The following is a 25,382-nucleotide window of genomic DNA, read 5'->3' on the forward strand; positions in this document are numbered from 1 at the left end:
GGATCACCTCCCGCGCAAGGCATACTCGACGGGTGAGTACGAGTCCCGAGATCCGCACGCTGCCCGTTCCCGATGGCCTGGAGGGCGAGCGCGTCGACGCCGCCATCGCCCGTATGTTCGGGTTCTCCCGTACGAAGGCGGCCGAGCTGGCCGCCGCAGGGAAGGTCCAGGTCGACGGCTCCGTCGTCGGCAAGTCCGAGCGGGTGAGTGGCGGCGCGTGGCTCGAGGTCGAGATGCCGGGCGCTCCCGCGCCCGTCCAGATCGTCGCCGAGCCCGTCGAGGGCATGGAGATCATCCATGACGACGACGACATCGTCGTGATCATGAAGCCGGTCGGCGTCGCCGCGCACCCCAGCCCCGGCTGGACCGGCACCACGGTCATCGGCGGCCTCGCCGCCGCCGGGTACCGCATCTCCACCTCCGGCGCCGCCGAGCGCCAGGGCATCGTGCACCGTCTCGACGTCGGCACCTCCGGTCTGATGGTGGTCGCCAAGTCCGAGTACGCGTACACCTCGCTCAAGCGCCAGTTCAAGGAGCGCGTGGTCGACAAGCGCTACAACGCGCTCGTCCAGGGCCACCCCGACCCGATGAGCGGCACCATCGACGCGCCGATCGGCCGGCACCCGAACCACGACTACAAGTGGGCGATCACCGCCGAGGGCAAGCCCTCCGTCACGCACTACGACCTCATCGAGGCGTACCGGTCGGCCTCGCTGCTCGACATCAAGCTGGAGACGGGCCGCACCCACCAGATCCGGGTGCACATGTCCGCCCACCGCCACCCCTGCGTCGGCGACCTCACCTACGGCGCCGACCCGACGCTCGCCAAGCGCCTCGGCCTCACGCGGCAGTGGCTGCACGCCGTCCGCCTCGGCTTCGAGCACCCGGGCGACGGCTCGTGGGTCGAGTTCGCCAGCACCTACCCCGAGGACCTGCAGAAGGCCCTGGACCGGATCGCCTCGGAGAGCCAGTGACCGACACGTACGCCGTCCGCGAGGCGGCCGGAGCCGACGACCGGGAGGCCTGCTTCACGGTCCGCCGTGAGGTCTTCGTCGAGGAGCAGGGCGTCCCGCAGGAGCTGGAGTACGACACGTACGACACGACCGCGGTCCACGTCCTCGCCGTGCGCGCGGACGGGCTGCCGCTGGGCACCGGACGGCTCCTGCACGGGGCGGACGCCCTCGGCAAGACCGGCGGCGACGCCTCGGTGGGCTCGCTCGGCCGGCTCGCGGTCGCCAAGGCGGCCCGCGGGCTCGGGGTCGGCGCGGCGCTCGTGCGGGGCATCGAGGACGCGGCGCGCGAGCGCGGCCTCGCCGCCGTCGACCTGCACGCGCAGACGCACGCGCTGGGCTTCTACGAGCGGCTCGGCTACGAGGCGTACGGGCCGGAGTTCCCGGACGCGGGCATTCCGCACCGGGCCATGCGAAAGGTTCTGTAGGCGGAGGCCCTGAGGGGGATCGGCCGGGCATAGCCTCTGACTGCCGCCCTGAGGGGGGCATCGCGGGCAAACCGGGCGTTCATGGCAGGGTGGGCCCGTGGATCAATTGGCCCTGTTGTTCTTGCTGCTCCTCGGCGCCTTGCTCACCGTCCCCCTCGGCGAGCGGCTCGGACTGCCCGCGCCCGTCCTGATGACCCTCTTCGGGATCGTGCTGGCCGTCCTGCCGTTCGTGCCGAACGTCGAGGTCCCGCCGGAGCTGATCCTCCCGCTGGTGCTGCCGCCCCTGCTGTACGCCTCCGTGCAGCGGACGTCCTGGCGGCAGTTCTGGGCCAACAAGCGGCCCATCTTCCTGCTCGCCGTCGCCCTCGTCTTCGTGACCACGGCCGCCGTCGGAGCCGTCGCCGACTCGCTCGTGCCCGGCCTTCCGCTGGCCGCCGCCCTCGCGCTCGGCGCGCTCGTCGCCCCGCCCGACCCGGTCGCGGCCACCGCCGTCGCCGGGTCGCTCGGCCTGCCCCGCCGGCTGGTCTCGATCCTGGAGGGCGAGGGGCTCTTCAACGACGTCACCGCCATCGTGCTCTACCACGTGGCCATCGGCGCCGTCGTCAGCGGCTCCTTCTCCTGGCCCGAGGCGGTCGGCGAGCTCGTGCTCTCGGCCGTGGTCGCCGTCGTCGTCGGCATGGGACTCGGGTGGCTCACCCACAAGCTGATCGGCTTCCTCGGGGACGTCACCCTCCAGACCGGACTGACCCTCCTCGTGCCCTTCGTGAGCTACGTCCTCGCCGAGGAGCTGCACGGCTCGGGCGTCCTCGCCGTCCTGATCACCGCGCTCTTCCTCGCCGAGCACGCCGTCGACGCCGACGACGTCATGGGCCGGCTCGCCGGACAGACCTTCTGGCAGATCGTCGACACCCTCGTCACCGGCATCGCCTTCGGCCTCATCGGCCTGGAGCTCATCCATGTCTTCGGAGTCGCCGAAGGGCGCGGCTGGGAGATGCTCGGCTGGGGCGGCGCCGTGGTCGCGGTGGTCGTCGGCGTCCGGCTGCTGTGGCTGCTGCCCGCCACCTGGCTGGCGAAGCGCATGCACACCCGCCGGGACGTCGACGAGGAGATCCCGACGAGCTGGCGGGAGACCATCGTCATGTGGTGGTCGGGGATGCGCGGTGTGGCCTCGGTGGCCCTCGCCCTCGCCATCCCCCTCGAAACCGACGACGGCTCGCCGTTCCCCGGCCGCGACGAGATCATCTTCATCGCCTTCTGCGTGATCATCGCCACCCTTGTCTTCCAGGGGCTCACCCTGCCGTGGCTGGTCAAGCGGCTCGGGGTGCGGGCCGACACGGACGCCGAGCGGGTCCTTGAACGCGACCTCGCGGTCCGGGCGGCGAAGGCCGCCAAGCGCAGGCTCAAGGAGATCGAGGAGGTCGAGGAGCTGCCCGAGGAGGTCCAGGAGCGACTGCTGCGCGGCGCGTACGACATCGGCGCCCGGATCAGCCCGGACATGGTCGACGAGGAGCGGCGGGCCGCCTTCGCCGCGCGGACGGAACGCCTCAAGGCGGTGCAGCGGATCCAGCGGGAGCTGATGTCCGCCGCCCGGCACGAGGTCCTCGCGGCGCGCAACGAGCCCGGGGCCGACCCGGAGGTGGTGGACCGGGTGCTGCGGCAGCTGGACGTGCGCAGCATGCGCTGAGGCCGGGACGGTTCGGGCCGCACCGGGGCTTTCGGTGACTGTCGGTCGCGGGTGGCAGGATGGCCCGCATGGACATCATGCTTTTCCACTCGGTCCACGGACTGCGCCCGGCCGTCGAGGACGCGGCCGAGCGGCTGCGGGCCGCCGGGCACCGGGTGTGGGTGCCGGACCTCTTCGACGGCTGGACCACCGAGTCGGTGGAGGAGGGCATGGCGAAGCGGGACGCGATCGGCAAGGACGAGCTGCTGAAGCGCGCGATCCTGGCCGCCGCCCCGTACTCCGAGCGCGGTCTGGTCTACGCGGGCTTCTCCTTCGGCGCCTCGGTCGCGCAGACCCTGGCCCTCGGCGACGAGAAGGCGCGCGGGCTTCTGCTGCTCCACGGCACCTCGGACCTGGCGCCCAACGTGTCGGTGGACGAGCTCCCCGTACAGCTGCACGTGGCGGAGCCCGACCCCTTCGAGACGGACGACTGGCTGTCCGCCTGGTACCTCCAGATGCGCAAGGCCGGGGCGGACGTGGAGATCTACCGCTACCGGGGCGCGGGGCACGTGTACACGGACCCGGAGCTGCCCGACTGGGACGCGGAGGCGGCCGAGCGGACCTGGTCGGTGGCGCTGTCCTTCCTGGACAGCCTGTAGGGGCTGTCCGTACCGACGCCCGAGGGCGCGGCGGGAATGTGCTCCCGCCGCGCCCTCGGTCTGTTCCGGGTCGGGTCAGCCCGCGCGGTACGAGGTCCAGAACTGGTTCATCCGGGTCACCTGGCCGGAAGTGAACTGGTACATGCAGGCGTCGTACGTGTAGTCCATGAAGTTGTGGATCGGGTCCACACCGGCCTTGGAGGCGCAGGAGTCACGGCCGGTCGGGCACTCGTACGCCGGGCTCTTCTCGGCCGGGGTGTCGGCGACGGAGTCACCGGCGCCGTTGCAGCCGCCCTGGAACGTGTGGTACAGGCCCATCCAGTGGCCGACCTCGTGGGTCGCGGTGTCGCCCTCGTTGTAGTTGGCCGCGGAGCCGCCCGGCAGCGAGGAGTCGAGGACGACGACACCGTCCATGGACGGGTTCGAGGCGTACGAGGACGGGAAGGTCGCCCAGCCGAGGAGGCCACCGCTCAGGTTGGCGGTGTAGAAGTTCAGCGCGCCGGCGCCGCCCTTGCGGAGGGTCTGCTTCATCGTCTTCTCGGCGGTGGAGCCGGAGGCGAGGTTGTACCAGGACGCGTTGTCCGTGTAGTCGGTGCCGGCCAGCGTGAACTGGAAGTTGGAGTTCACGTTGCCGGTGCCCTGGCCGGCGTAGGCCGCGTTCAGGACGTTCAGCTGGTTGTTGATGGCGGTGGCGGAGAGCTTGCCCGTCGTGCCGCTGTGGATGACGTGGAAGTAGACGGGGATGTTGACCACCGCGGCGGCCTCGGCGGACGCGCTGAGGCGCCCCTCGGCGGTGGCAGCGGCCAGCTTCTTCTTCAGGTCGTCGTCCATGGCCTTCGCCTTGGCGGCGGTGACCTCGTTGGGCTCGGCGGCGTGGCTGTCGGCGCCGCGCGCCTTGCGGGCGCTGGAGACGCCGGCGTCGTCGTGGCCGTCGACGCATTCCTCGGCGGAGGCGCCGGCCAGGGTGGCGGTGGCCGCGCCGGTGGCGACGGGGGCGGAAAGAGGAGCCAGGGCCAGGGTTCCGGCCATGACGGCGGTGCCAAGAATACGACGTGACATACGGGGCGATATACGGGCAAGAGCACGCACAGTGACTCCTCGTGGGGGAGGGTGGGAGAGGAACTTCCTCGCCACGGCCCGGAGATTACGCGTCCATGTCAGCCACTGTTGAGGAGTGATCAAGCCCAATCATTCATGGGGCAATTCGGTCCATCGAGAAGAAATTCTTGCGCCGATTCCGGAGTTTGAGACCTCGACGTAACGAGTGGGGTGACGGAGGCGGGTGGTGTGTCCGGATTCGATCTCCAAAACTGGCCACCCGCCGTAGCGATGTGATCTCCCGTTAACAGAAGAGATCATGGCTGAAAATCGCCGTTAAGACCTCGTCAGCGAACCGGCTGGTACACCCGCTCGACACGCTGGGTTCCGTTCTTCGTCCGGTACGAGCGCGCCCAGGCGGTCGTCGCGGCCGGATCCGTCTTGTCGGAGACCGTGTAGTAGTCCATCTGCGAGCGCTCGGAGGTCACGTCGAGCACGCCGTAGCCGTGGTGGTCCATGTCCACCCACTTCACATGGCGGTTGGCGGCCTTCACCGCGCCCGCGGCCACGACCGAGAGCGTTCCCGGGGCCACGTTCAGCATGTCGTCCAGGTTGTCCGAGGTCACCGAGGTGACGACGAACTCGGTGGCCGCCGAGGCCGACAGCGGGTACGTCGCGGCCTTCACCGGTACGTCGTTGGCCCAGGCCATGTGGATGTCGCCGGTCAGGAAGACCGTGTTCCGGATCGCCCGGGAGGTCAGGTGCGCGATCAGTTCCTTGCGGTCGTCCGTGAACCCGTCCCACTGGTCGACGTTGACCGCGAGCCCCTCCTTCGGCAGGCCCATCAGCTCGGCGAGCGGCTCCAGGAGGTGCGCGGGCAGGGCGCCGAAGGCGATCGGCGAGATCATCACCGAGGTGCCGACGAGCTGCCAGGTCGCGTCCGAGCCGGCCAGACCGGCCTTCAGCCAGTCCAGTTGGGCGCGGCCGGTGATCGTCCGCTCCGGGTCGTCGACCGTGCCGCTGCCGGTCTTCGCCGGGGCGGAGCGGAAGGTGCGCAGGTCGAGCAGGTGCAGATCGGCCAGCCTTCCGAAGCGCAGCCGCCGGAAGACCGTGCCCTCGGTGGAGGCGCGGACGGGCATCCACTCGAAGTACGCCTGCTTGGCGGCGGCCACCCGGGCCGCCCACTCGCCCTCGGCGCCGGGGGTGTGGTTCTCGGCCCCGCCCGTCCAGGCGTCGTTGGCGAACTCGTGGTCGTCCCAGATGGCGATCACCGGGTGGGCGGCGTGCAGCGCCTGGAGGTCGGGGTCCGTCTTGTAGTGCCCGTGCCGGGTGCGGTAGTCGGCGAGCGAGACGATCTCGTGGCGCGGCTCGTGCGTGCGGACGGTGTCCTTCGCCTCCGGGTAGACGCCGCTCGCGTACTCGTAGACGTAGTCGCCGAGATGGAGGACGGCGTCCAGGTCGGCGCGGCCGGCGAGGTGGCGGTACGCGGAGAAGTGGCCGGACTCCCAGTTCGCGCAGGAGACCACGCCGAAGCGGACCCCGGGGGCGGCGGCGTCGGCGGCCGGCGCGGTCCGGGTGCGAGCGGCCGGCGACACGGCGTCGCCCGCGGAGAAGCGGAACCAGTAGGCCGTCGCCGGGCGCAGGCCCCGCACGTCGGCCTTCACGGTGTGGTCGGAGGACGCGCTCGCCGTGGTCGAACCGGCGGCGACGGTCCGGGTGAAGCCGCGGTCCTCGGCGAGCTCCCAGCCGACCGTGACGTCCGGGCCGAGCCCGGAGCCGGGTGCGGCTTCGGCGGAAGGGGTGACGCGCGTCCAGAGGAGGACGCCGTCGGGCAGCGGGTCGCCGGAGGCGACGCCGTGGAGGAAGGCGGGGGCCCCGGAGTCCGCGAGGGCGGGGGAGGCGGCGCCCAGGAGGGCGGGCGCGGCGACAGCGGTGACGGCGGCGGCCTTGACGACCGTGCGACGGCTGGGGGCAGGAGATATGAACTGACTGGTCACGGCCAGTCAGATTACTGACGGGTAGGCCCGTTGGGCAGGCGAATTCCGGAAGTTCGTCGACTTGTCGCCCGTACGTCGTGTCGCGGAACCGACCCGGCCCCGGACCGCAGAGGTCCGGGGCCGGGTCGGGGCCGGCTCGGGAGCCGGGGCGCGGGTGTCAGCCCTTGAGGGCCGCGTCGATCGCCGGGGTGAACTGATCGGCCGTCATCGGCGGGCTGTCGGAGCCCTCCGCCGTGACCGTCTTGCCGTCCATCTTCAGCGTCGGCGTACCCTTCACGCCGCTCGCGTCGAACGCCTTGGACATCTTCATCGCCCAGGCGTCGAAGGTGCCGCTCTCGACGTTCTTCTTGAACTCGGCGTTGCTCTTGAGGGCCGGGACCGTGTCCGCGACCTCCAGGAGGTACGAGTCCTTGGCGAACTTGTCCTGGTTCTCCTCCGGGTGGAACTCCGTCGAGTAGAGCGCCGCCTTGTACTTCAGGAAGGCCTCGGGGCTCACGTTCAGGGCCGCGCCCAGGGCCGAGAGGGCGTTCTTCGAGCCCTCGCCCGGGATGCCGTCGTCGATGAAGGTGGCGCCGACGTACTTGATCTTGTACTTGCCGGACTCGACGTCCTTCTCGATCCGCGAGCCCACGCCCTGCTCGAAGGTCGCGCAGACGGGGCAGCGCGAGTCCTCGTACAGCTCCAGCGTCTTCTTCGCGGACGGCTTGCCGATGACGACCGTCGTGCCGTTCGTGCCCGAGGTGTTCTTCGGGGCTGTCACGGTCTTCGCGTCCGCCGCCGCCTCCCACTGGGTGGGCTTGTTGGACTGCACGACCGCGTAGCCGATGCCGCCGGCGGCGGCCAGGACGGCCAGGGCCGAGACGCCGACGACGAGCTGCCGGCGCGTCCGGTCCTTCTTCGCCTGGCGCTCGCGCTCGACGCGCAGCCGCTCGCGGGCGGCGGCCTTGTTGGTCTGGCTGTTGCGTGCACTCATGATCGTGATCTCCGTGAGGGTGTGAAGCAGACAAGGGGGAACCGCTGTACCGGCGTCGCTCAGACGAGAGCGAGGCCCGGGAGCGGAGGCCCCCGCCGCCCTACGGAGTGCACGAGGAGACGGATACGGGAGGACCGGGGCCGTCCCGTGGGCCGGGCGGCCCGGCGCGGAGCCGTACCGCCGCCGCGGAAGAAGGCCGCCACGATCAGCAGCGGCCGGAACGCGACGGCCGCCACCGCGCCGAGCAGCCGGGCGAGCGCCCGCTCCCCGCCGCGCAGCCAGCACGCCGCCGCGAGCCCGACGCCGACGTGCGCCAGGAGCAGCAGCCACGGCAGCGCCGGGTCGGGGGAGTCGAGCAGGGCCGCCGCGGTCCCGCTCTCGTGGGCGGCCACGCCGGGCAGCGGCGCGCCCACCGCGCCGCCGCAGAAGACGTCCACGCCGACCGCGCGCAGCGAACCGGCGACCGGGCCCCCGGCGGCGCCGTAACAGACCACCTGGCCGGTGGTGAAGAGGGTGTCGGCCGCCAGCTCCAGCGGGACGAGGAGCCCGGCGATGGGTCCGAAGCCGCGCTCACGGCCGGCCAACGCGTACGCGACGGCGAAGACGCCGGCCGCGACCGGGACGACCGTCCCCAGCGGCAGCGGTACGCCGGAGAGCAGCACGTGGGACGCCACGGACAGCGTCACGACCAGTGCCGTGAAGAACGCCGCCCGCAGCGCTCTCAGCTGCGTCCCTGCCATGTCCATCGTCGTGGAGTGTCCCATGCCGTGCCGTAAGGGGTCGCTAAAGGAAGGCTGTGAACCGTCCCACCGGCCCCGGCAGACGGCAGCCCTTACAGCCCGGGGATCCGGCCGTTGCGGAAGAGGTCCACGAAGATCTGGTGGTCGGCCCGGGCCCGGGCCCCGTACGCGTGCGCGAAGTCGACGAGGAGATCGGCGAAGCCCTCCTCGTCGGCGGCGATCGCCGCGTCGATGGCCCGCTCCGTCGAGAAGGGCACCAGCGACTGCCCGCTGGACTCGTCCGCCGCCGCGTGCATGGTCGCCGTCGCCCGGCCCAGGTCCGCGACGGTCGCCGCGATCTCGTCGAGGTCGTCGATGTCCGACCAGTCCAGGTCCACCGCGTACGGTGAGACCTCGGCGACCAGCTGCCCGGCGCCGTCGAGCTCCGCCCAGCCCAGCCAGGGGTCGGCGTGCGCCTGGAGCGCCCGCTGCGAGATCACGGTGCGGTGGCCCTCGTGCCGGAAGTACTCCCGTACCGCCGGGTCCGTGACGTGCCGGGAGACCGCCGGGGTCTGCGCCTGCTTCAGGTAGATCACGACGTCGTTCTCCAGGGCGTCGCTGTGGCCCTCCAGGAGGATGTTGTACGAGGGGAGGCCGGCCGAGCCGATGCCGATCCCGCGCCGGCCGACGACGTCCTTGACCCGGTACGAGTCGGGGCGGACCAGGCTGGCCTCCGGCAGGGTCTCCAGATAGCCGTCGAAGGCGGCCAGGACCTTGTACCGGGTGGCCGCGTCCAGGTCGATCGCGCCCCCGCCGGCCGCGAAGCGGCGCTCGAAGTCGCGGATCTCCGTCATCGAGTCGAGCAGCCCGAAGCGGGTCTTCGCCCGGGCGGCGCGCAGGGCGCCGAGCAGCGCGCCGTCGGCGGTCTCCAGGGTGAAGGGCGGCACCTCGTCCTCGCCGGCGCCGGTCGCGAGGGCGTGGATCCGCTCGCGGTAGGCGGCGGCGCAGATCCGGACCCCTCGGGTGATCTGCTCGTCACTGAGCGCCTTCGCGTAGCCGATCAGGGCGAGCGAGGCGGCGAGGCGCTTCAGGTCCCAGGTGAAGGGCCCCACATAGGCCTCGTCGAAGTCGTTGACGTTGAAGACCAGCCGGCCGTTGGCGTCCATGTACGTGCCGAAGTTCTCGGCGTGCAGATCGCCGTGGATCCAGACCCGGCCGGTGCGCTCGTCCAGGTAGGGGCCTCCCTGGGCCTCCTTCTCCAGGTCCGCGTAGAAGAGGCAGGCCGTCCCCCGGTAGAAGGCGAAGGCGGAGCCGGCCATCTTCCGGAACTTGACGCGGAAGGCGGCGGGGTCGGCGGCGAGGAGCTCGCCGAAGGCGGTCTCGAAGACGGCGAGGATGTGCTCACCGCGCTCGGCGACGGTGGGCTGGGGGACCGACATTCGAGGTGCCTCCTGGTACCGGCCGTGTTGTGAGGCCAGTCATGACAAATGGGACGGGTGTTCTCTGTCTCTCAACGGGCGACCCTAGCTTCGAGTGCCCGACGTCTGTCAGTCCGGAGACGTAGACTTCCACGCTGTCCCCCCAGACTGTCCGCAGCCTGTTTCTCAGCGTTCTCCGGAGGCCTTCCGCCGTGACCAAGCCGCCCTTCACGCACCTCCACGTCCACACCCAGTACTCGCTGCTGGACGGTGCCGCGCGGCTCAAGGACATGTTCAACGCGTGCAACGAGATGGGCATGACCCATATCGCGATGTCCGACCACGGCAACCTGCACGGGGCGTACGACTTCTTCCACACGGCCAAGAAGGCCGGGGTGACGCCGATCATCGGCATCGAGGCGTACGTCGCCCCCGAGTCCCGGCGCAACAAGCGCAAGATCCAGTGGGGCCAGCCGCACCAGAAGCGGGACGACGTCTCCGGCTCCGGCGGTTACACCCACAAGACGATCTGGGCGGCCAACGCCACCGGACTGCACAACCTCTTCAAGCTCTCCTCCGACGCGTACGCGGAGGGCTGGCTGCAGAAGTGGCCCCGGATGGACAAGGAGACCATCTCCAAGTGGTCGGAGGGGCTCATCGCCTCCACCGGCTGCCCCTCCGGCGAGCTGCAGACCCGGCTCCGCCTCGGCCAGTTCGACGAGGCCCTGAAGGCCGCCTCCGAGTACCAGGACATCTTCGGCAAGGAGCGGTACTTCCTGGAGCTGATGGACCACGGCATCGAGATCGAGCGCCGGGTCCGCGACGGACTCCTGGAGATCGGCAAGAAGCTCGGCATCCCGCCGCTCGTCACCAACGACTCGCACTACACCTACGCGCACGAGTCGACCGCGCACGACGCCCTGCTGTGCATCCAGACCGGCAAGAACCTCTCCGACCCGGACCGCTTCCGCTTCGACGGCACCGGCTACTACCTCAAGTCCACGGACGAGATGTACGCCATCGACTCGTCGGACGCCTGGCAGGAGGGCTGCCGCAACACCCTCCTGGTCGCCGAGCAGATCAGCACCGACGGCATGTTCGTCGAGAAGAACCTCATGCCGAAGTTCGACATCCCGGAGGGGTACACCGACACGACCTGGTTCCGCGAGGAGACCATGCGGGGCATGCACCGCCGCTTCCCCGGGGGCATCCCCGAGGACCGCATGAAGCAGGTCGAGTACGAGATGGACACGATCATCTCGATGGGCTTCCCCGGCTACTTCCTCGTCGTCGCCGACTTCATCATGTGGGCGAAGAAGCAGGGCATCGCCGTGGGCCCCGGCCGAGGCTCCGCGGCCGGGTCGATCGTCGCGTACGCCATGGGCATCACCGACCTCGACCCGATCCCGCACGGACTGATCTTCGAGCGCTTCCTCAACCCCGAGCGCATCTCGATGCCCGATGTCGACATCGACTTCGACGAGCGTCGGCGCGTCGAGGTGATCCGGTACGTGACGGAGAAGTACGGCTCCGACAAGGTCGCCATGATCGGCACGTACGGCAAGATCAAGGCGAAGAACGCCATCAAGGACTCCGCGCGCGTCCTCGGCTACCCCTACGCCATGGGCGACCGGCTCACCAAGGCCATGCCCGCCGACGTCCTCGGCAAGGGCATCGACCTCAACGGCATCACCGACCCCTCGCACCCGCGGTACGGCGAGGCCGGCGAGATCCGCGCGATGTACGAGAACGAGCCGGACGTCAAGAAGGTCATCGACACCGCCCGGGGCGTCGAGGGCCTGGTCCGGCAGATGGGTGTGCACGCGGCCGGCGTGATCATGTCCAGCGAGCCGATCGTCGACCACGCCCCGATCTGGGTGCGGCACACGGACGGCGTGACCATCACGCAGTGGGACTACCCCCAGTGCGAGTCGCTCGGCCTGATCAAGATGGACTTCCTGGGCCTCAGGAACCTCACGATCATGGACGACGCCGTCAAGATGGTGAAGGCGAACAAGGGCATCGAGCTCGACCTGCTCGCCCTGCCGCTGGACGACCCCAAGACGTACGAACTGCTCTGCCGTGGTGACACGCTCGGCGTCTTCCAGTTCGACGGCGGCCCCATGCGCTCGCTGCTGCGGCTGATGAAGCCCGACAACTTCGAGGACATCTCCGCCGTCTCGGCCCTGTACCGGCCGGGCCCGATGGGCATGAACTCGCACACGAACTACGCCCTGCGCAAGAACAAGCAGCAGGAGATCACCCCGATCCACCCCGAGCTGGAGAAGCCGCTCGAAGAGGTGCTCGCGGTCACCTACGGCCTGATCGTGTACCAGGAGCAGGTGCAGAAGGCCGCCCAGATCATCGCCGGGTACTCGCTCGGCGAGGCCGACATCCTGCGCCGCGTGATGGGCAAGAAGAAGCCCGAGGAGCTGGCGAAGAACTTCGTCATCTTCCAGGAGGGCGCGAAGAAGAACGGCTTCAGCGACGAGGCCATCCAGGCCCTCTGGGACGTCCTGGTCCCCTTCGCCGGCTACGCCTTCAACAAGGCGCACTCCGCCGCGTACGGACTGGTCTCCTACTGGACCGCCTACCTCAAGGCGAACTACCCCGCCGAGTACATGGCCGGTCTGCTCACCTCGGTCAAGGACGACAAGGACAAGTCCGCCGTCTACCTCAACGAGTGCCGCCGCATGGGCATCAAGGTGCTCCCGCCGAACGTGAACGAGTCCGAGTCGAACTTCGCCGCCCAGGGCGACGACGTGATCCTCTTCGGCCTCTCCGCCGTGCGGAACGTCGGCACCAACGTCGTCGAGTCGATCATCAAGTCGCGCAAGGCGAAGGGGAAGTACAGCACCTTCCCCGACTTCCTCGACAAGGTCGAGGCCGTCGTCTGCAACAAGCGGACCATCGAATCGCTGATCAAGGCCGGCGCCTTCGACGAGATGGGCCACACCCGCAAGGGCATGGTCGCCCACCACGAACCGATGATCGACAACGTGGTGGCGGTCAAGCGCAAGGAGGCCGAGGGACAGTTCGACCTCTTCGGCGGCATGGGCGAGGAGACGAACGACGAGCCCGGCTTCGGCCTGGACGTCGAGTTCTCCGACGTCGAGTGGGAGAAGTCGTACCTGCTCGCCCAGGAGCGCGAGATGCTCGGCCTCTACGTCTCCGACCACCCGCTCTTCGGTATCGAGCACGTCCTGTCCGACAAGACCGACGCGGCGATCTCGCAGCTCACCGGCGGCGAGCACAGCGACGGCGCGGTCGTCACCATCGGCGGCATCATCTCGGGCCTCCAGCGCAAGATGACCAAGCAGGGCAACGCCTGGGCGATCGCCACCGTCGAGGACCTGGCCGGCTCCATCGAGTGCATGTTCTTCCCGGCCACGTACCAGCTGGTCTCCACCCAGCTCGTCGAGGACACGGTCGTCTTCGTCAAGGGACGGCTCGACAAGCGCGAGGACATCCCCCGGCTCGTCGCCATGGAACTGATGGTCCCCGACCTGTCGAACGCCGGGACCAACGCGCCGGTGATCCTCACCATCCCGACGGTGAAGGTGACCCCGCCGATGGTCAGCAGGCTCGGCGAGATCCTCAAGCACCACAAGGGCAACACCGAGGTGCGGATCAAGCTCCAGGGCCCCCGGACCACGACCGTGCTCCGTCTCGACCGGCACCGGGTGACGGCCGACCCGGCCCTCTTCGGGGACCTGAAGGTGCTGCTCGGCCCGTCCTGCCTGGCCGGCTAGCGGCCTCCGTACGGCCCATCACACCGGAAGGGGCGCGCCCGTCGTCACGGGCGCGCCCCTTCCGGTGCATACGTGTCAGTTGTGACCGAAGCGCTTCTGGCGGCCCTTGCGGGCCATGTCGCCCGGGGTCACCTGGGTGGCGCGCTGCTCGGCCTGCGACTCCATCGCGGACTGCTGCGCCTGCTGCGTGCCGCGTTCTGCTGCCGACGACTTCTGCTGCATACGGTCCTGCTTGCGGTTCTTGGCCATGGGGATGATGCCTCCTCAAAGGGATCTAGGGGCCAGGGCCGCTGTCAGATTCACACACGGGCGAATCGGCCGCATTTTGGATCATTACGGAACGTAACGGCCGGGTGAACGTGATATCCGCCACGCCGATGATCCAGTTCCGACCGTCAAGCTCCCGGCCGTCGGGCAGACTCGATGAGAACGAACGAGAACGAAGAGGTACCTAGCACCTTCCGACCCCCGAGTCCGACCCCGAGGTTCCCGAAAGAGGGTGGAACACGTGGACCGCTGCGTCGTCCTGGTGGACGCCGGCTACCTGCTGGGCGCCGCCGCCAGTCTCCTCGCCGGGGAACCGGCCCGCTCCAGGATCGCCGTCGACCACGCCGCGCTCATCCAGCAGCTGCGTGAACGCGCCGAGGCCGAGACGGCGCTGCCGCTCCTGCGGATCTACTGGTTCGACGGCGCACCCGACCGGGTGCCCCAGCCCGAGCACCGCAGACTGCGCGTGATGCCCCGGGTCACCGTCCGGCTAGGCGCCCTGACCAGGAGCGACGGGCGCTGGGCGCAGAAGGGCGTCGACGCGGCCATGCACACCGAGCTGACCGAGCTGGCGCGCAACAGGGCCTGCTCCGACATCGTGCTCGTCACCGGCGACGGCGACCTGCTGCCCGGCCTCATGTCCGCCAAGGAGCACGGCGTCGCCGTCCACCTGTGGGCCGTCCAGGCCGCCGACGGCGACTACAACCAGTCCGAGGACCTGGTGGCCGAGGCCGACGAGCGGCGCGTCCTCGACCGGACCTGGATCACCCGGGCCGTCCGCGCCCGGGACCTCACCGGCATCTGCGCGCCGCCGCCCGCCCCCCGCCCCGAGATCGCCGCCATCCTCTCGGCCCCGCTGCCCGAAGCCGCCCTCGCGGCCTCCGCCGAACGGGCCGCCGATGCCGCCGCGGCCGCGGCGCGGAACGGAGTCGGACCGGACTCCGCCGAAACGCCCGCCGCCTCCAACGGGCACGCCCACGGTGGCCCCGGCGCCGCCGCGGGCAAGGGCGTCCCCACGCCCAAGGACCTGGCGGGCCTGCGCGGCCCCAACGGCTCGGGCGCGTCGCTCGCCCCGGTGCCGCAGGGTGCGAGCGCGCTCCGCTGGTCCTCCGACCGGGGCTGGATCGACCGCCCGGCCACCTCCTCCCTCGGCGAACCGGCGGAGACCGCGTCCCTGCCCACCCTCGCCCTGCTCACCAGCGCCGAGCAGCGCTGGGCGGACCGCGAGGAGGACATCACCACCGTCGGCGGCGACCCCTTCGAGGTCGGGCAGGTGTTCGCCCGCCGCTGGATGGAGCGGCTCCCCGAACAGAGCCACGTCCAGAAGCTCTCCACCCTCTACCCGCGCATCCCGCACCGCATCGACGGCGAACTCCTCCGCTACGCCGCACGGTTCGGTCTCCTCGCGCACAAGGACGACCAGATCGACGAGCACGACCGGTACGCCATCCGGGCCGGCTTCTGGCGCGAGATCGACGTCCGGGCCGCCGCCGAACACGCCCCCGCGCCCGGGGCCGGCCCGGCGACCCCGTAGGCTCTTCCCCCGTGAGTACGGTGTGCGTGGTGCGGGATCTGGTCAAGACGTACCCCGCCACGCGGGGCAGGCGCGGCGCGCCCGCGACACCCGAGGTGCGCGCCACCGACGGGATCAGCCTCGACGTGCGCGGCGGCGAGATCTTCGGGCTGCTCGGACCCAACGGAGCCGGCAAGTCCACGCTGGTCCGCCAGCTCACCGGACTCATGCGCCCCGACTCCGGCTCCGTCGAGCTCCTCGGCCACGACCTCGTACGCCACCCCGAGCGGGCGGCCCGGCTCCTCGCCTACCTCGGCCAGGAGTCCACGGCCCTCGACGAGCTGACCGTCGCCCTCGCCGCCGAGACCACCGCACGTCTGCGCGGGCTCGGCGCCCACGACGCGCGCGCCGAGCGCGACGCCGTCCTGGAGGAGCTCGGCCTCACCGCGCTCGCCGGCCGGCCCCTCAAGAAGCTCTCCGGCGGCCAGCGGCGGCTCGCCTGCCTCGCCACCGCGCTCGTCGGCCGCCGGTCCGTCCTCGTCCTCGACGAACCCACCACCGGCATGGACCCCGTCGCCCGCCGGGCCGTCTGGGCCGCCGTCGACCGGCGGCGCGCCGAGGACGGCACCACCGTGCTGCTCGTCACCCACAACGTCATCGAGGCCGAGACCGTCCTCGACCGCGTCGCCGTCCTCGACCGCGGCCGGGTCATCGCCTGCGACACCCCGGCCGGACTCAAGGAACGCGTCGCCGGGGAGGTCCGGGTGGAGCTGGTGTGGCGCGAGGCGCCGCCGCTCCAGCTGCCCGAGGTCGCCGCCCTGCGCGGACTCGCCCAGGAGACCGGACGGCGCTGGATCCTCCGGCTCGCCCCCGACGAGGCCCGCGCGGCCGTCGCCACCGTCACCGGCGGGGCCGCCTTCGCCGCGCTCGACGACTTCACGCTGGCCACGCCCAGCCTGGAGGACGTGTACCTGGCGCTGGGCGGCGCGACCGAGGGACTGGTGAAGGCGTGAGCCGCGTTCCTCGTTTCCTCGTCCCGTACGTGACTGTCAGGAGCTGTACGCAGTGAGCACCGTGCCCGCCGAGGCCCTGCCGAACGGCGCGCTCCCCGTCCGCGCGCACGACGCCGAGGAGGGGGCGGCGCCCCTCGCCCCGCGCGCCCGGCTGCTGCCCGCGATGGCCGCCGTCTACCGCGCGCAGCTCTCGCGTGCCCGCGTGGCCCGCATCCCGCTGCTCTTCGTGGCCACCTTCCAGTCGATCGGGATCATGGTCCTGATGCGCGGGGTCGTCGACGGCGGCTCCGAGGCGCGGGCCGTCGTGGCCGGCTCCACCGTCCTCGTCGTCGCCTTCGTCGCGCTCAACCTGCTCGCCCAGTACTTCGGGCAGCTGCGGGCGAGCGGCGGCCTCGACCACTACGCCACCCTGCCCGTGCCGCCGGCGGCCGTCGTGCTCGGCGCGGCCGGCGCGTACGCCTCCTTCACCGTGCCCGGGACCGTCGTCACCGCCGTCGCCGGGTCCGTGCTCTTCGGGCTGCCCCTCGGCCAGCTGTGGATCCTCGGCGCCGTCGTCCCGCTCGCCGGGGCGGCCCTCGCCGGACTCGGCGCCGCGCTCGGACTCCTCGCCCCCCGCCAGGAGCTGGCCACGCTCCTCGGCCAGCTCGGCATGTCGGCGGCGCTGCTCCTCGGCGTGCTCCCGGCCGAGCGGCTGCCGGAGCCGATCGGCTGGGCGCGGGACCTGCTGCCGTCGACGTACGGCGTGGAGGCCCTGGCCCGTACCTTCGACCCGCACCCGGACTGGCCGGCCGTCGGCCTCGACCTCGCCATCTGCGGGGCCGTCGGCGTGGTGTCCCTGGCGGTCGCCACCTGGGCCTACCGGCGGGCGGCCGTCCGCTGAGGCGGGCCACAGACACACCTGGCACGATGGCGGGGTGACCGCACCCCTGACTCCGCCTCACCAGCCTCCGCACGACCCCGACTGGCCCCCGCCGCCTCCGCCGCTCGGCCCCGCAGGGGACCCGATCACGGCGGCCGAGGTCCTGCGGGGTGTCGTCGTGACCGCCGTCTTGGCGGTCGCGGGTGCGGTGCTGGGAGTGCTGTGGCTGTGGCTGGCGCCGCGCGTCCTGCTGATCTCGGACGGCAAGGGGGTCTACCTCCGCGACTCCGAGGGCGAGTCCGCCATCGGCGCGGACGGGACGTTCGTGCTCCTCGCCCTGGCCTTCGGGGCGGTCGCCGCGCTCGTCGTCTTCCTGCTGCGCCGGGAGGGCGGGGTGCCGCTGGTGCTCGGCCTGGCGCTCGGCGGCGTCCTCGGATCGCTGCTCGCCTGGGGCGTGGGGACGTACTTCGGCCCGGCGCGGGACGTGGTCGCCCACGCGAAGGCGGTCGGCCCCAACGTCGTCTTCGAGGCACCCCTCGAACTCGACATGGCGGCCGCGGCGATGCTGGCCTGGCCGCTCGCCGCGATGATCGTCCACCTGGCGCTCACGGCCCTCTTCGGCCCCCGCGACCCGGAACCGGAGTACTGGGGGCCGCACCCGCAGCCCGAGCAGAAGTCGCTCTGAGGGTCAGCCGCGGCCGATCGGGGCCACGACCGCCGAGGTGAGGGCGGCCAGGTCCGCGGGGGAAAGCTCGACCTCCAGGCCGCGGCGGCCCGCCGAGATGCAGATCGTCGCGTGGTCCGAGGCCGAGGCGTCGAGGACCGTACGCAGGCGCTTGCGCTGGCCCAGGGGCGAGATACCGCCCCGGACGTACCCCGTCGTGCGCTCCGCCGCCGCCGGGTCCGCCATCGCCGCGCGCTTCCCGCCGACCGCCGAGGCCAGCGCCTTCAGGTCCAGCTGCCCCGCGACCGGGACCACCGCGACCGTCAGCTCGCCGTCGACGTCCGCCACCAGCGTCTTGAAGACCCGGTCGGGGGAGACGCCGAGTGCCTCCGCCGCCTCCTCGCCGTACGAGGCGGAGGCCGGGTCGTGCTCGTACGCGTGCAGGGTGAACGGGGTCCCGGCCGTGGTCAGCGCGACCGTCGCCGGGGTGCCCCCGCTGTTCTTCTTCTGCTTCTTCGCCACGCGCTCTTCCTCGGATCGTGACCGGGTTCGGCTCAGTTCGGGTTCGTCGGACCCTGTGTCAGGTCGACCGCCGGCAGCGAGGGCAGATGCCGCAGCACCGCCGTCTCCGCGCGCAGCAGCGCCAGCTCCTCGCGCAGCCGCGTCGCCGTGTCCGGGGCCTGGAGCAGCCGCTGCTTCGACGGGGTGTCGAGCACCGCCGCCGCCGCGACCAGATACGACACCACCGACGGGTCGTCCGGCAGGTCGCTCGTCGTCAGCGACCGCTCCCGCGCCCCCGCAAGCCGCTTCTGGTAGTTCCGGAAGGCCCGCAGCACACCCTCGGAGAGGGTGCCCGCGTCCTCGCCCCGTTCCTCCGGGATCTCCTCGACCTCGGCGACCAGGAACGGCCCGCTCGCGTCGACCGAGAGGAGCTTCACCCGGGTCGTCCCGGTCGCCATCACCTCGAAGCTGCCGTTGGAGCGCTCGCGGATGCTCGCCGCGTCGGCGATGCAGCCGACCCGGTGGAAGGCCTGGACGGGGTCCGCGCCGAAGCCGGCCGCGGGGCCCTTCTCCGGCAGCGCCGTCGGGTCCGGCATTCCGGGAGCGGTCGGCGCGACCTCGCGCCCGTCACGGATGGCGACGACGGCGAAGCGGCGCGGCTCCGTGTCGTCGATCGTGAGCAACTCCCGCATCATGGCGCGATAACGCTCCTCGAAGACGTTCAGCGGCAGCACGAGGCCGGGGAACAGCACCGTGTTGAGCGGGAACAGAGGCAGGCGAGCGGTGGTCACGGCGGCAAGCCTAATGGCCGCCGCGACCGCCCCGTCCGGCCCGTCCGTCTCCGGGCCTCCACAAGGGCGTCCGGCCGGCCGACTCCGCCCGTACGACGTCCCGTACGGCCAGGAACCGGCGCAGAGGATCCTCCTGTACGGCTCCCCGTGGCGCACCCCACGGAAAGGAGGTCGCGTGGGGGCCGATCCGGCCGAACTCGTCCAGTGCCTCGTCCCACCGCGCCCGCTCCACCAGCACGAACGCGAGCAGATTGCGGACCTCGGCGGGCCACGGGTCGCCCGCCGGGAAGGCCGCCGACAGCGCGAGGGCCCGGTCGGCCGCCCGGTCGAGCCGTGTCGCGGCCGCCGAACGGTCCGGCCTGGGCAGCGCCCGGAGCCGGTCGTAGGCCGCGCGGACCGGGAGTGCCCGCACGAGCGAATCCGCCGCGGCGTCGTCGGCGGCCTGCTCGGCGAAGTCGAAGGCGGCCCGGTGTGAGCCGTACCACTGCGCGGAGAGGTACTTGAGCGCCGCGACGTGGCTGCCGTAGTGGTGCGGGGAGCGGCGCACGGCCTGCTCCCACAGTGTCTCGAAGACGGCGTGCCCGGCGTGCGCCCCGCGCGCGTGGTCCAGGGCCAGCCGCCACGGCACCGGATCGTCGGGCGCTTCCTCGGTGACCGTGCGGATCAGCGGGTCGAGCTCGCGCAGCCGTTCGGCCCGGGCGGGGGACTCCCAGGCCCGGCGGACGGCGAGCTGGGCCGAGACAAGGAGGGCGTCGGGGTCGCGCGGCGCGGCGGAGAGCCAGTGGGCCAGCCAGTCGCCCCTGTTGTACGCGAAGGTGGCGAGCCGGGTGACGTACCGGTCGCGGTCCTCCCACTCGGCGGCGTCCCGGGTCGTGGCGAGCAGCTTCGCCGCGGGTTCCGGGTCGGCCAGGGCGGCGGCGACCAGGGCGGGGGCGAGCCGCGCGTCCGGGGCGTCGAGCAGCACGTCGTCGTCCGGCACGAGCCCGGCGGCGAGCCGCGGGGTGTGCCGGGCCGAGCGGACGGCGCCGATCAGAGCGCGGAGGAAGGCCATGGTGCGACGTATTTTCCCACCGGGCCGTGCTGTTTCACGCCCATCTGCCCAGCCCTTTCACCCCCACCTCACCCGGCCCCCTCACATCGCCGCCTCCTCGCCTCCTGCGGCGCGCCTCCCCGCCCTCCCGCGGCGCGACTCCTCGGCCTCCGAGGCCCGCCCGGTCAGCCGCGGCGCAGAAGGCGCGTCGCGCCCGCCGCCACCGTCGTCGCCAGGATCCAGCCGAGGAGTATCAGCGCCGCCGCCGCCCACTGCCAGACACCCTCCAGACGCCAGTAGCCCTCCTGCCCGAGGTTGATCACCGGCAGCAGGAGGTCCAGTGCGTACAGCGTCCCGTTCCACTCCGGACCCTCGTCCTTCTTGAGCGGTATCGGGGGGTACCGCGAGAAGGCCACCGTGCCCGCCGCCCACAGGATCGCCATCCACAGCGCCGCCCGGCCGGGCCGGTAGCCGTACGCCACCGTCCAGTCCTGGACGAACCCCCACAGCTTTCCCGCCAGCGGCAGCGTCTCCCGCCGGCGCCGCTGCTTGGCGAGCAGCACCTCGCGCGCGTCCGCGTCCTCCCCGCTGTTGCGCAGGACCGTCGCCAGGCGTTCGTACGGCTCGGGGGCGTACTCCGGGGTGGCCGCCGCCACCCACTCCAGGCGCCGGGACAGCGGGAAGTGTCCGTACGGCACGAGGTTCTCGTAGACGAACCCGCCCATCGCCAGGCCGCCGGGCCCCGGCCAGCTGGTCGACAGGTCGATCAGCGTGACGATCCTGGCGCCGTTGAGCACCACCCGCCCCTCCTCCGGGCGCTCCCCGTTGAACCGCAGCTCCGGGGTGGCGATCCGGCGCAGGGACACCTCCTCCCGGCGCGAGCCGTTCAGCAGGAAGCGGGCGTGGTTCAAGTCCACCGCGTCGCCGAACCGGCCGTCGTCGAGCCGGACGCCGCCGTGGCACTCCACGGGCTTGCGCCGGGCGCCGTGGGCCGGCGTCACGCCGTACGGCGGGGTGGCCATCGAATGGCCCGTGTTCCCGGAGTTCCCGGAGTTCCCCGACGTCTCCGCGTTTCCCGAGGCCTCCGGCTCCTCGTACACCCATGCCGCGTTCAGGTAGAGCGAGCGCTCCACCGTGAGTTGCGGGGCGTTGAGCGCGCGGCGCTGCTGGGCCCCGCGGAGCACGCTGCCCCGCAGGCTGAGCGAGACGCCGACCTTCGCGCCGCGCAGGCTCAGCTCGCCGTGCGTCTCGATCAGTTCGGCCTGGAGGTCCTGGGCCACCACCATCCCGTCGGCGGTGATGGCCCGCCCGCGCCGGTCCGGCCACACCTGGATCTGGTTGATGAGCAGGTCCGTGCCGATCTGCGCGTCCGTGAGCCGGATACCGCGTCCCACCCGGCAGCGCGGGAGATGCAGATCGCCCGTCGTGTGCAGCCGGGCCGCCTCCAGGCGCGGTATGGCGCAGGCGACCATCCGCAAGGTGCCGAACTGGGCCTCGGGGAGCACCACCTCGCCGTCGAAGCGGCAGCCGTGCAGCTCCACGTACGGCCCTATCGTCCCGCCGGCCAGATTCAGCACGCCGGTGATCCGCACCCCGCGCAGCTTCAGCGCGGCCACCCGTCCCGACCGGGCCTGCGGCCCGTCGAGCAGCAGCAGCGCCACCACGTCGGCGCGGACGCTCCGCTCCGGACCCCACTCCCGCGACCCGAACGGGTCGTCCCGCTCGGCGACCCCCTCCGTCAGATCGCAGGTCCTGCCGATCCGGAACGCCCGCCACACGGCCCTCTCCGGGCCCGTCAGCCCGTCGGGCATCCCGTCCTCGTGCGGCTCGGTCACGCCGCCCCCTCGCTTTCCCCGTGAATCCGGCCATGCCGTTGATGGATTCGCACAGCCGTTCTTCCCGCTGTGTGACGGGCTGAACGCTAACGGTCAGGTGTGGCGACAAGACGCCACTGTGGCGGGTATCAGCGCGTGTATCAGCCAGTGATACACGCGACCGGCGCCGTGGTGCCGTCTGCGAGAATTGACCCGTGATCTCTCGAATCGATCTGCGCGACGAAGCCCTCCCCGAGGGTGCCGCCCTGCGCGACCTGCTGCCCCGTGCCGAGTTCGACGTGGAAGCCGCCCTGGAGACGGTGCGGCCGATCTGCGAGGACGTGCGGCATCGTGGCGCGGCGGCAGTGATCGACTATGGCGAGAAATTCGACCATGTGCGGGTCCCGAGCCTGCGCGTGCCCGCCGAGGCGATCAGCCGTGCCCTCGAAGAGCTCGACCCGGCCGTCCGGGCCGCCCTCGAGGAGTCCATCCGGCGCACCCGCCTCGTCCACCGCGAGCAGCGCCGCACCACGCACACCACCCAGGTCGTCCCCGGCGGCACGGTCACCGAGAAGTGGATCCCGGTCGAGCGCGTCGGCCTGTACGTGCCGGGCGGCCGCGCCGTCTACCCGTCCTCCGTCGTGATGAACGTCGTCCCGGCGCAGGAGGCCGGTGTCGAGGGCCTGGCCGTAGCCTCGCCCCCGCAGAAGGAGTTCGGCGGACTGCCGCACCCGACGATCCTCGCCGCCTGCGCCCTGCTCGGCGTCGACGAGGTGTACGCCGCCGGCGGCGCCCAGGCCGTCGCCATGTTCGCGTACGGCACCGAAGCACGCGCCGACGAGCCCGGCTGCGCCCCCGTCAACCTGGTGACCGGCCCCGGCAACATCTACGTGGCCGCCGCCAAGCGCCTCCTCAAGGGCCGTATCGGCATCGACGCCGAGGCCGGCCCGACGGAGATCGCGATCCTCGCGGACTCCACCGCCGACCCCGTGCACGTCGCCGCCGACCTCATCAGCCAGGCCGAGCACGACCCCATGGCCGCCTCCGTCCTCGTCACCGACTCGGAGGAGCTGGCCGCCGCCACCGAGGCCGAGCTGAAGACCCAGGTCGCCGCCTCCAAGCACGTCGACGACCGGATCGTCCCGGCCCTGGCCGGCCGCCAGTCCGCGATCGTCCTCGTCCGCGACCTCGCCGACGGCCTCAAGGTCGTCGACGCGTACGGCGCCGAGCACCTGGAGATCCAGACCCGTGACGCGGCCGCCGTCGCCGACCGGGTCCGCAACGCGGGCGCGATCTTCGTCGGCCCCTGGGCCCCCGTCTCGCTCGGCGACTACTGCGCCGGCTCCAACCACGTTCTGCCCACCGGCGGCTGCGCCTGCCACTCCTCGGGCCTCTCCGTGCAGTCGTTCCTGCGCGGCGTGCACATCGTGGACTACACGCGCGACGCGCTCGCCGAGGTCGCCCACCACGTGGTGACCCTCGCCGAGGCCGAGGACCTCCCGGCCCACGGCGCCGCGATCAAGGCCCGGTTCGGATGGAAGGTCCCCCAGCAGTGACCGAGATCCGCAACCCCGACCGATCCCCCTGGGACGAACTCCCCGTCCGGGACGAGCTGCGCGGCAAGTCCCCGTACGGCGCGCCCCAGCTCGACGTCCCCGTCCAGCTGAACACCAACGAGAACCCCTACCCGCTGCCCGAGGCGCTCGTCGCCCGGATCGCGGAGCGCGTCGCCGACGCCGCCCGGAGCCTCAACCGCTACCCCGACCGGGACGCGGTCGAGCTGCGCACCGAGCTCGCCCGCTACCTCTCCCGCACCGGGAAGCACCCGGTCTCCGTCGAGAACGTCTGGGCGGCCAACGGCTCCAACGAGGTCCTCCAGCAGCTGCTGCAGACCTTCGGCGGCCCGGGCCGTACCGCGATCGGCTTCGAGCCCTCGTACTCGATGCACGCACTGATCGCCCGCGGCACCGGCACCGGCTGGATCTCGGGCCCGCGCAACGACGACTTCACCATCGACCTGGTCGCGGCCGAGAAGGCGATCGCCGAGCACCGCCCGGACGTCGTCTTCATCACCTCGCCCAACAACCCCACCGGCACCGCCGTCGACGCCGACACCGTCCTCGCCCTGTACGAGGCGGCCCAGGCGGCCAAGCCCTCCATGGTGGTCGTCGACGAGGCGTACGTGGAGTTCAGCCACCGCGACTCGCTGCTGCCCCTCATCGAGGGCCGGCCGAACCTGGTGGTCTCCCGGACCATGTCCAAGGCCTTCGGTGCCGCCGGGCTGCGCCTCGGCTACCTCGCCGCGCACCCGGCCGTGGTCGACGCCGTCCAGCTGGTCCGCCTGCCGTACCACCTCTCCGCCGTCACCCAGGCCACCGCGCTCGCCGCCCTGGAGCACACCGACACCCTCCTCGGGTACGTCGAGCAGCTCAAGGTCGAGCGCGACCGGCTCGTCACCGAACTGCGTGCCCTCGGCTACGAGGTCACCGAGTCCGACGCCAACTTCGTGCAGTTCGGCAGGTTCGCCGACACGCACGCGGCCTGGCAGCGGATCCTCGACCGGGGCGTCCTGGTCCGGGACAACGGCGTACCGGGCTGGCTGCGGGTCACCGCGGGCACCCCCGAAGAGAACGACGCGTTCCTCGACGCGGTCCGTGAACTGATGAAGGAGCAGAAGCGATGAGCCGCGTAGGCCGCGTTGAGCGCACCACCAAGGAGACCTCCGTCGTCGTCGAGATCGACCTCGACGGCACCGGAAAGGTCGACGTGTCGACCGGGGTCGGCTTCTACGACCACATGCTCGACCAGCTCGGCCGGCACGGTCTGTTCGACCTCACCGTCAAGACCGACGGCGACCTGCACATCGACTCGCACCACACCATCGAGGACACCGCCCTCGCCCTCGGCGCCGCCTTCAAGCAGGCCCTCGGCGACAAGGTCGGCATCTACCGCTTCGGCAACTGCACCGTCCCGCTGGACGAGTCGCTCGCCCAGGTGACCGTCGACCTCTCCGGCCGTCCGTACCTCGTGCACACCGAGCCCGAGAACATGGCGCCGATGATCGGGTCGTACGACACGACGATGACCCGGCACATCTTCGAGTCCTTCGTCGCGCAGGCCCAGATCGCGCTGCACATCCACGTCCCGTACGGTCGCAACGCCCACCACATCGTGGAGTGCCAGTTCAAGGCCTTCGCCCGCGCCCTGCGCTACGCCTCGGAGCGCGACCCGCGCGCCGCCGGAATCCTCCCCTCCACGAAGGGCGCGCTCTAA

Annotated in this window: 22 protein-coding genes; 12 read left to right on the top strand and 10 right to left on the bottom strand. The window is 71.7% G+C overall.

The window, feature by feature from the left end:
* The first annotated feature begins 32 nt into the window (after positions 1-32).
* The 4 genes from OG357_RS29345 (at position 33) to OG357_RS29360 (ending at position 3,760) form a co-directional block, all read left to right on the top strand.
* Positions 33-974 (top strand): RluA family pseudouridine synthase, encoded by a 942-nt coding sequence (locus OG357_RS29345; protein WP_329624007.1) that lies wholly within the window; start codon positions 33-35, stop codon positions 972-974.
* On the top strand, positions 971-1,438 hold the full coding sequence (locus OG357_RS29350) for a GNAT family N-acetyltransferase (RefSeq protein ID WP_329624008.1): 468 nt from the start codon (positions 971-973) through the stop codon (positions 1,436-1,438). The genes OG357_RS29345 and OG357_RS29350 overlap by 4 nt, the downstream gene beginning before the upstream one ends.
* Before the next feature lie 97 nt (positions 1,439-1,535).
* Positions 1,536-3,122 carry a Na+/H+ antiporter gene (locus OG357_RS29355; RefSeq protein ID WP_329624009.1) on the top strand — a complete coding sequence of 529 codons (1,587 nt, stop codon included), beginning with the start codon at positions 1,536-1,538 and terminating at the stop codon, positions 3,120-3,122.
* A gap of 68 nt (positions 3,123-3,190) precedes the next feature.
* Positions 3,191-3,760 carry a dienelactone hydrolase family protein gene (locus tag OG357_RS29360; RefSeq protein WP_329624010.1) on the top strand — a complete coding sequence of 190 codons (570 nt, stop codon included), beginning with the start codon at positions 3,191-3,193 and terminating at the stop codon, positions 3,758-3,760.
* Between the two features lie 75 nt (positions 3,761-3,835).
* On the opposite strand, the gene OG357_RS29365 is transcribed toward OG357_RS29360, so the two are convergent.
* The 5 genes from OG357_RS29365 to OG357_RS29385 all read right to left on the bottom strand — a co-directional run bounded on the left by OG357_RS29365 (position 3,836) and on the right by OG357_RS29385 (position 9,926).
* Positions 3,836-4,789, bottom strand: coding sequence for a zinc metalloprotease (locus OG357_RS29365; protein WP_329624011.1), 954 nt, complete (start codon positions 4,787-4,789; stop codon positions 3,836-3,838).
* Between the two features lie 356 nt (positions 4,790-5,145).
* Complete coding sequence (locus OG357_RS29370) at positions 5,146-6,795, bottom strand: alkaline phosphatase D family protein (protein ID WP_329624012.1); 1,650 nt, start codon at positions 6,793-6,795, stop codon at positions 5,146-5,148.
* Between the two features lie 157 nt (positions 6,796-6,952).
* A complete protein-coding gene (locus OG357_RS29375) occupies positions 6,953-7,768 on the bottom strand; it encodes a DsbA family protein (RefSeq protein WP_329624013.1) in 816 nt (271 codons plus the stop codon).
* 59 nt (positions 7,769-7,827) lie between these two features.
* On the bottom strand, positions 7,828-8,514 hold the full coding sequence (locus OG357_RS29380; protein ID WP_329624014.1) for a hypothetical protein: 687 nt from the start codon (positions 8,512-8,514) through the stop codon (positions 7,828-7,830).
* Positions 8,515-8,600: 86 nt separating this feature from the next.
* Positions 8,601-9,926, bottom strand: a complete 1,326-nt coding sequence (locus tag OG357_RS29385) for a DUF2252 domain-containing protein (RefSeq protein ID WP_329624015.1) — start codon at positions 9,924-9,926, stop codon at positions 8,601-8,603.
* 191 nt (positions 9,927-10,117) lie between these two features.
* Between OG357_RS29385 and dnaE the strand changes: the two genes are divergently transcribed.
* On the top strand, positions 10,118-13,657 hold the full coding sequence (gene dnaE, locus OG357_RS29390; RefSeq protein ID WP_329624016.1) for a DNA polymerase III subunit alpha: 3,540 nt from the start codon (positions 10,118-10,120) through the stop codon (positions 13,655-13,657).
* Between the two features lie 75 nt (positions 13,658-13,732).
* Here dnaE and OG357_RS29395 read toward each other — a convergent pair whose 3' ends face one another.
* Positions 13,733-13,906 (bottom strand): hypothetical protein, encoded by a 174-nt coding sequence (locus tag OG357_RS29395; protein ID WP_317594289.1) that lies wholly within the window; start codon positions 13,904-13,906, stop codon positions 13,733-13,735.
* 250 nt (positions 13,907-14,156) lie between these two features.
* Here OG357_RS29395 and OG357_RS29400 point away from each other — a divergent pair, with 250 nt between their 5' ends.
* Genes OG357_RS29400 through OG357_RS29415 form a run of 4 tightly spaced genes read left to right on the top strand, consistent with a single transcriptional unit; the run spans position 14,157 to position 17,994 of the window.
* The gene (locus OG357_RS29400) at positions 14,157-15,458 is read left to right on the top strand and encodes an NYN domain-containing protein (RefSeq protein WP_329624017.1); all 1,302 of its coding nucleotides are present in this window, start codon (positions 14,157-14,159) and stop codon (positions 15,456-15,458) included.
* Between the two features lie 20 nt (positions 15,459-15,478).
* A complete protein-coding gene (locus OG357_RS29405) occupies positions 15,479-16,450 on the top strand; it encodes an ABC transporter ATP-binding protein (RefSeq protein WP_329625734.1) in 972 nt (323 codons plus the stop codon).
* A 52-nt stretch (positions 16,451-16,502) separates the two neighbouring features.
* Complete coding sequence (locus OG357_RS29410; RefSeq protein ID WP_443066753.1) at positions 16,503-17,330, top strand: ABC transporter permease; 828 nt, start codon at positions 16,503-16,505, stop codon at positions 17,328-17,330.
* A gap of 34 nt (positions 17,331-17,364) precedes the next feature.
* Positions 17,365-17,994 (top strand): DUF2567 domain-containing protein, encoded by a 630-nt coding sequence (locus tag OG357_RS29415; RefSeq protein WP_329624018.1) that lies wholly within the window; start codon positions 17,365-17,367, stop codon positions 17,992-17,994.
* A gap of 3 nt (positions 17,995-17,997) precedes the next feature.
* Here the strand turns inward: OG357_RS29415 and ybaK are convergent, their stop codons facing one another.
* From ybaK to OG357_RS29435, 4 genes are all read right to left on the bottom strand, one after another.
* On the bottom strand, positions 17,998-18,495 hold the full coding sequence (ybaK, locus tag OG357_RS29420) for a Cys-tRNA(Pro) deacylase (protein ID WP_329624019.1): 498 nt from the start codon (positions 18,493-18,495) through the stop codon (positions 17,998-18,000).
* Between the two features lie 32 nt (positions 18,496-18,527).
* Positions 18,528-19,265: an LON peptidase substrate-binding domain-containing protein gene (locus tag OG357_RS29425; RefSeq protein WP_317594286.1), complete on the bottom strand. Its 738-nt coding sequence runs from the start codon at positions 19,263-19,265 to the stop codon at positions 18,528-18,530.
* A gap of 10 nt (positions 19,266-19,275) precedes the next feature.
* Positions 19,276-20,316 carry a hypothetical protein gene (locus tag OG357_RS29430; protein WP_329624020.1) on the bottom strand — a complete coding sequence of 347 codons (1,041 nt, stop codon included), beginning with the start codon at positions 20,314-20,316 and terminating at the stop codon, positions 19,276-19,278.
* A 164-nt stretch (positions 20,317-20,480) separates the two neighbouring features.
* The gene (locus OG357_RS29435; RefSeq protein ID WP_329624021.1) at positions 20,481-22,130 is read right to left on the bottom strand and encodes an oxidoreductase; all 1,650 of its coding nucleotides are present in this window, start codon (positions 22,128-22,130) and stop codon (positions 20,481-20,483) included.
* Between the two features lie 194 nt (positions 22,131-22,324).
* On the opposite strand from OG357_RS29435, the gene hisD reads away from it, so the two are divergent.
* Genes hisD through hisB form a run of 3 tightly spaced genes read left to right on the top strand, consistent with a single transcriptional unit; the run spans position 22,325 to position 25,382 of the window.
* Positions 22,325-23,665, top strand: coding sequence for a histidinol dehydrogenase (gene hisD / locus OG357_RS29440; protein WP_329624022.1), 1,341 nt, complete (start codon positions 22,325-22,327; stop codon positions 23,663-23,665).
* Positions 23,644-24,792 (top strand): histidinol-phosphate transaminase, encoded by a 1,149-nt coding sequence (locus OG357_RS29445; RefSeq protein ID WP_329624023.1) that lies wholly within the window; start codon positions 23,644-23,646, stop codon positions 24,790-24,792. The genes hisD and OG357_RS29445 overlap by 22 nt, the downstream gene beginning before the upstream one ends.
* A complete protein-coding gene (hisB, locus tag OG357_RS29450; RefSeq protein ID WP_015032911.1) occupies positions 24,789-25,382 on the top strand; it encodes an imidazoleglycerol-phosphate dehydratase HisB in 594 nt (197 codons plus the stop codon). Before OG357_RS29445 ends, hisB begins: the two co-directional genes overlap by 4 nt.

The organism is Streptomyces sp. NBC_01255 (genome assembly GCF_036226445.1).
Taxonomy (GTDB): domain Bacteria; phylum Actinomycetota; class Actinomycetes; order Streptomycetales; family Streptomycetaceae; genus Streptomyces.